3 protein-coding genes are annotated in these 5568 nt (G+C 60.1%); 1 reads left to right on the top strand and 2 read right to left on the bottom strand.

Going from position 1 to position 5568, the window contains the following annotated elements:
• Positions 1 to 507 precede the first annotated feature (507 nt).
• Positions 508 to 3810 carry a DUF6797 domain-containing protein gene (locus tag NZK35_RS20775; RefSeq protein WP_259634446.1) on the top strand — a complete coding sequence of 1101 codons (3303 nt, stop codon included), beginning with the start codon at positions 508 to 510 and terminating at the stop codon, positions 3808 to 3810.
• 92 nt (positions 3811 to 3902) lie between these two features.
• Here NZK35_RS20775 and NZK35_RS20770 read toward each other — a convergent pair whose 3' ends face one another.
• Positions 3903 to 5213 carry a PQQ-binding-like beta-propeller repeat protein gene (locus NZK35_RS20770; protein ID WP_259634445.1) on the bottom strand — a complete coding sequence of 437 codons (1311 nt, stop codon included), beginning with the start codon at positions 5211 to 5213 and terminating at the stop codon, positions 3903 to 3905.
• A 130-nt stretch (positions 5214 to 5343) separates the two neighbouring features.
• Positions 5344 to 5568 (bottom strand): hypothetical protein (locus tag NZK35_RS20765; RefSeq protein ID WP_259634444.1); only part of this gene is annotated, 225 nt, incomplete at its 5' end.

Here is a 5568-nt window from a genome sequence, read left to right as displayed (position 1 = left end):
CGTCAGCCACCGGAATGGAAGGACCTCGATCACGGAGGCCTGAAAGGCCGGCACAATCGGTCTCATGAACCGCGGGTACTGCTAAAAGTGGACCTTGGGCGATGCCCAAGGCTATGGATGTAAACGGCCGTTGGCCGAAGCCATCCCCTCAGAACAGATCGGACATGCAAAAGATGTGTAGATACCAATGCCCTTGGCAGGTTCGCGGAAGAGTTTGCGACGACGCGGGGAGGGTTCGCTGTGGCTCGGAAGCACTTAAACATCGCGAATCGACCTCCCCTCGCTTCGCTCGACCCTCCCTGCCAGGGAGGGTGACTTAAAATGTGGCGATACCAACGCCTGCCGGCCGGGCGAGGCACAAAATCGGCACGCCCTACGTGAGGGCCGTGAGAGAAGCTTCCGGATTGCATCGAACCGTCGCATCATCGATGCGCCGCATCGCGTGTGATTTCGAGTAAATTGGTGCCGCAATCGATGCCGCCCACTTTCTCACCCGAGCATAGTCTCTTGAGTACTCCGTCGACCTCCTCCCCCCGTATCGTGGCCATCCTGGTCCGGTTCACGTGTCTTCTCTTCGCCGTTGCCTGCCTGCCAGGCGTCGCGCCGGCGCAAGAGACGCTGGAAGCGGAGTTGAAGCGGCGTGACGCGGACGAACTTGCTCGCCAAGCCCACATCTTTGGCGATTCGTCACGCGGGGCGATTCGGTTTTACCAATCCGGACTGAGCTGCGTTCAGTGCCACGTGGCCGAGGAAGGCGCGAATCGGCTCGGACCGGATCTTTCGCAAATGAACGAACGAGCCACGTATTCGCACGTGATCGAGTCGCTGTTGGATCCGTCCAAAGTCGTCCAGCCCGGTTTCCGCACCGAACGTCTGTTGCTCGACGACGGTCGCGTGGTCAGCGGCATGATCGCTGCGGAAACCGATGCGGCACTCACCGTGGTGGTCCCGGGCGAAGAAAAACCGTTGACGGTTTCTTTGGACAGCGTCGAAGCACGGGCACCATCGGGATCCATCATGCCGAACGGGTTGATCAACCAGCTCGACGACGAAAGCGATTTTTACGACTTGGTCTGCTACCTGGTCGAACTGGGGCAAGCAAGTCCCGAGAGGGCGGCACGCATGAGACCCGATGCGTCGCTGATCCAGCCGCCTCCGCTGCCGGACTATGAAAACGATCTCGATCACCGCGGTATGCTCACCAGTTGGAATGAAAAATCGTTTCAGCGCGGCAAAGCGATCTATCAAGGACTGTGCATCAATTGTCATGGCACGCGAGAGCAACCCGGTTCGCTCCCCAATGCCTTGCGTTTCGCCACCGGAACGTTCAAAAGCGGCGGCGATCCGCTGACGATGTACAAGACCCTGACCCACGGCTACAAGATGATGTTGCCGCAACGTCAATTGGTGCCGCGTGAAAAGTACGATGTGATTCACTACATCCGCGAAGCGTACTTAAAACCCTTCAACGCGTCGCAGTACACCAAGGTCGACCAAGCGTATCTGCAGTCACTGCCACCGGGCCGACTTCGTGGACCTGCACCGGTCCGCCATCGCCCCTGGAGCGAGATGGACTATGGACCGTTCCTGACGCGGACCTATGAAATCACGAGTGAATTTTCCAAGCCGCGACCGGAAGTCACCGACGAAGACCGTCAGCGGGGTCGGCGTGAGAATCGCCCCGCCGAACGGACTTGGCCGCCGGAGACCAATTTTGCCTACAAGGGCATCGCGATACAGCTTGATGCAACACCGGGCGGCGTTGCCCGCGGTTCACACTTCCTGGCGTTTGATCATGACACGATGCGGGTCGCGGGTGCCTGGGCGGGAGCCGGGTTCATCGATTGGGAAGGCATCCTGCTGGACGGGAAACACTGGCGATCGCCACGGACGGTGGGCGAGTTGCATTTCCAAAACCTGCCTGGCCCGGGCTGGGCCGATCCGTTGACCGGTTCGTTTGACGACACACGCCGGCGCGCACGCGATGGGCAAGCGTATGGCCCGTTTCCGAAGTCGTGGATGGATTACAAGGGCTTGTACAAGCACGGCAACCGCGTCGTGTTGTCCTACACCGTCGGTGACGCAGCGGTGCTGGAGTCGCACCGGGTGAGAGAAGAACAGGGGCCTGGACCGTTCGACGTCCCCGTCACCTGGATACGCATTTTGAACATCGAAAAGTCGTCGCGGGACCTGGCGATTCGAATCGCTCCCCGAGACACCGTCGCCGTCGCCATCCATGGTCCCAAGGCGTTGAAAACGGAAGACGTCGACGGGCTGACGATCCTGAAAATCCCCGCGAAAAGCACGCCGATTGATTTGGAGCTGCACGTTGCACATCGTGGTATGAAGCCGTCCTTCGAGTTCTCGGGCGAGCCGGAAGACTTGCGGCCGCTGGTCCGTGGCGGCCCGGCCCAGTGGCCCCAGACACTGACGACGGAGCCTGAGACCGGCGCAGACGCCGGCCCCTTCGCCGTCGACGAACTGACACGTCCGACGAAAAACCCGTGGAAGAGCCGACTGCGGATGTCGGGACTCGATTTCTTTCCCGATGGTGATTCAATGGTCGCCTGTTGCTGCGACGGCGACGTCTGGATGATCAATGGGATCGGTCAGCCCGGCGGATCGCTGCAGTGGCGGCGAATCGCTTCGGGGTTGTTTCACCCGCTGGGCATCAAGATCGTCGACGGCAGAATTTTTGTCGGCTGCCGCGATCAAATTGTTGTCCTCCATGACCTCAACGGCGACGGGGAAACCGATTTCTATGAATGTTTCAACCAAGACCACCAAGTCACCGAGCACTTTCATGAGTTCGCGATGGGGTTGCAAGCCGACGACGAGGGCAACTTGTACTATGCCAAGAGCGCACGGCACGCGCAAGACTCGCTGATCCCACAACACGGAACGCTGTTGAAAGTCAGCGCAGACGGGGACCAAACGACGATTCTGGCCAACGGGTTTCGGGCCGCCAACGGTGTCTGCCTCAACCCCGACGGATCGTTCTTTGTCACCGACCAAGAGGGCCACTGGACACCGATGAACCGAATCAATCGTGTCGTCGAAGGCGGATTCTACGGCAACATGTACAGCTACGGTGCGCCCGAAGACACACGGGATTCGGCAATGGAACAACCGCTCTGTTGGCCCAACAAACCTTTCGATCGCTCACCCTCGGAACTGCTCTGGGTCGAAAGTCAGCAATGGGGTGAACTCGATGGTCGACTGTTGAGCCTGTCTTACGGCTACGGCAAAGTCTTCGTCGTGCCGCATGAGCAGGTCAACGGCCAGTGGCAAGGCGGGATGTGTCGGTTGCCGCTTCCCGAATTTGAAACCGGCGTCATGCGCGGCCGCTTCCACCGCGACGGGCACCTGTATGTCTGCGGCATGACCGCCTGGGGCAGCGACCAAACGGCCAGCCCCGGCGGGCTGTACCGGATTCGGGCAACCGGCAAACCGATGCACCTGCCGACCCAAATCCACACCAACCCAGACGGCCTGACGCTGACCTTCTCCGATCCCGTCGACCGCATGGCCGCCATCGATCCGAACAACTATCTCGTCGAAACATGGGACCTGAAGCGGACCGCCAACTATGGATCCGACCGCTTCAATGAGCGAACGTTAGACATCACCGCGGTCGACGTCAGCGACGACGGCAAGACGGTCCAGTTGGTCATTCCCTCCATCGAGCCCACGTGGACGATTCAAATTGCCTACAAGCTGCGTGGCGAATCGGGCGAATCGTTCGGACGCGTGATCCAAGGCACGATTCACACTCTGGCAGAGGCGTTTGAACGGCCGGCAGAACAATGAAGGCGAAAAGGCAGAATGATGGGGTGGCAGGTCTTTGTTCTTCATCATTCTGCCCCGAATCGTTCTGCCATCCATCGGATCACCTTGCCGTCCTAGTCTGCCATCGCGACCCGCACGAGCTGTTCCTTGCGTCCGCCGCCGTCGCCGATTCCGACACGAAAGTAGAGTGAACCGTCGGCGATGGCCGGACTGGCGTAGCAATCGTCGCCGAGTCGGTTCTTCGCGATCTGCGTGAACCTTTCGCCCGACGCTTCGAACACGTAGCAGTTGCCCGATAGATCGGCGACGTAAACGTTCCCGTTGCACAGCACCGGCGAACTGCTGAAGTTGCCACCCAAACGTTTCTTCCACCGGATCGCTCCGTCTTCGACCGACCAGCATCTGGCGATCCCGTCATCGTCGACGGAAAAGACATGCTGTCCGTCGGTGATCAACGATGGCTCGTAGACTCGCGTGCGGTCCGACCAAATCCGCTCGCCTTTGCCGGACAAGCAAACGGTTTCGTTGTCGGGGAATCCGCCGGAGGCAAAGATTCGATCCTGCGTCGTCACCACGGTTCCGCAAGTCGCTTCGGCGATGCACTCGGTTTCCCACAACGTCTCGCCCGTTGCCGGATCATAGCTGGCCAATCGATCGCCTCCGGTGATCAGCACCTGGTCCACACCGCCGACGGTCGCGACGCAGGGACTGGAATAGGAACTTGCATTGCCGCGTTTTTTTCGCCAGGCGATCTCGCCGGTTTGCACGTCCATGGCCACCAAATAGCCGCCGCCAAAATTATCCGCCGCAACGATGACCAACGACTTGTACAGGGCGGGCGACGGGGCGTAACCGAACTTGGATGCGAACGCGCCGATGTCTCGCTGCCAAACCTGGTTGCCTTCCAGATCCAACGCCGTGACAAAGACCCGCTCGCTGTTCAGGTGCGCGGTCACCAACAAGTTGCCGTCGGTCGCAAGCGTGCCGTTGGCGTTGGTGGCCTTTTGGTGGACCTCCCCGCGGCCGGGAAACCCGCCCTCGTGGACCGTCGTTTGCCAACGTTGGTCGCCGCTGTCGCGATCATAGGCGACCACGACTTGTTCCGATTGGGAATCGATCGCGGAACCGACAACGACCAGGTCAGCGATGACAATCGGGCTGCTGTGACCTCGTCCCGGAACGTCGCTTTTCCAGGCCACGTTCGTCGAATCGTCCCAGATCGTCGGCAGCGGTTGGTCGTCGGCCACGCCGTCCCCGTCGGGCCCACGCCACTGCGGCCACTGGCCGGCAAGACTTGTCAGGTCACGGTCGGTGACCACGACGCCGCTTTCACTGAGCGAAACTTCGTCGACCGCCGTCTGCTTCCGGCAGCCGACCAACGCGACCAGACAAAGGGCAAAAATTTTGGCGAGCGTTTGGTTCATGGCACTGCAGTTGGATTGGGATGATTTGATTGTCGACGGTGGGCAAGGGGTGCTGGTGTCAGGATACCGGGTTGAGCCGAATCGATCAGACGAAACTTCCCAGTTCCAGATTTGCTGACTCTAACGTTTTCTATGTACCAAATTTTACCGGATAGGCGACGTCCTTCAGGCCCGGAGGGCCGGCAGAGTGGATGCCGGTGGCGTGAGCCACCGGAGATGATTGCAAAGAGTCCCTGAGGTCCAGCGGGCCGACACAATTCCCCAGCTTTTGGCAATACCCGCGGTTCATGAGACCGATTGTGCCGGCCTTCCAGGCCTCCGTGATCGAGGTCTTTCCGTTCCGGTGGCTGACGCC

This window comes from Stieleria sedimenti, from assembly GCF_025060895.1.
In the GTDB taxonomy this organism is placed as follows: Bacteria; Planctomycetota; Planctomycetia; order Pirellulales; family Pirellulaceae; genus Stieleria; species Stieleria sedimenti.
This window is presented reverse-complemented; position numbering and strand designations above follow the sequence as displayed.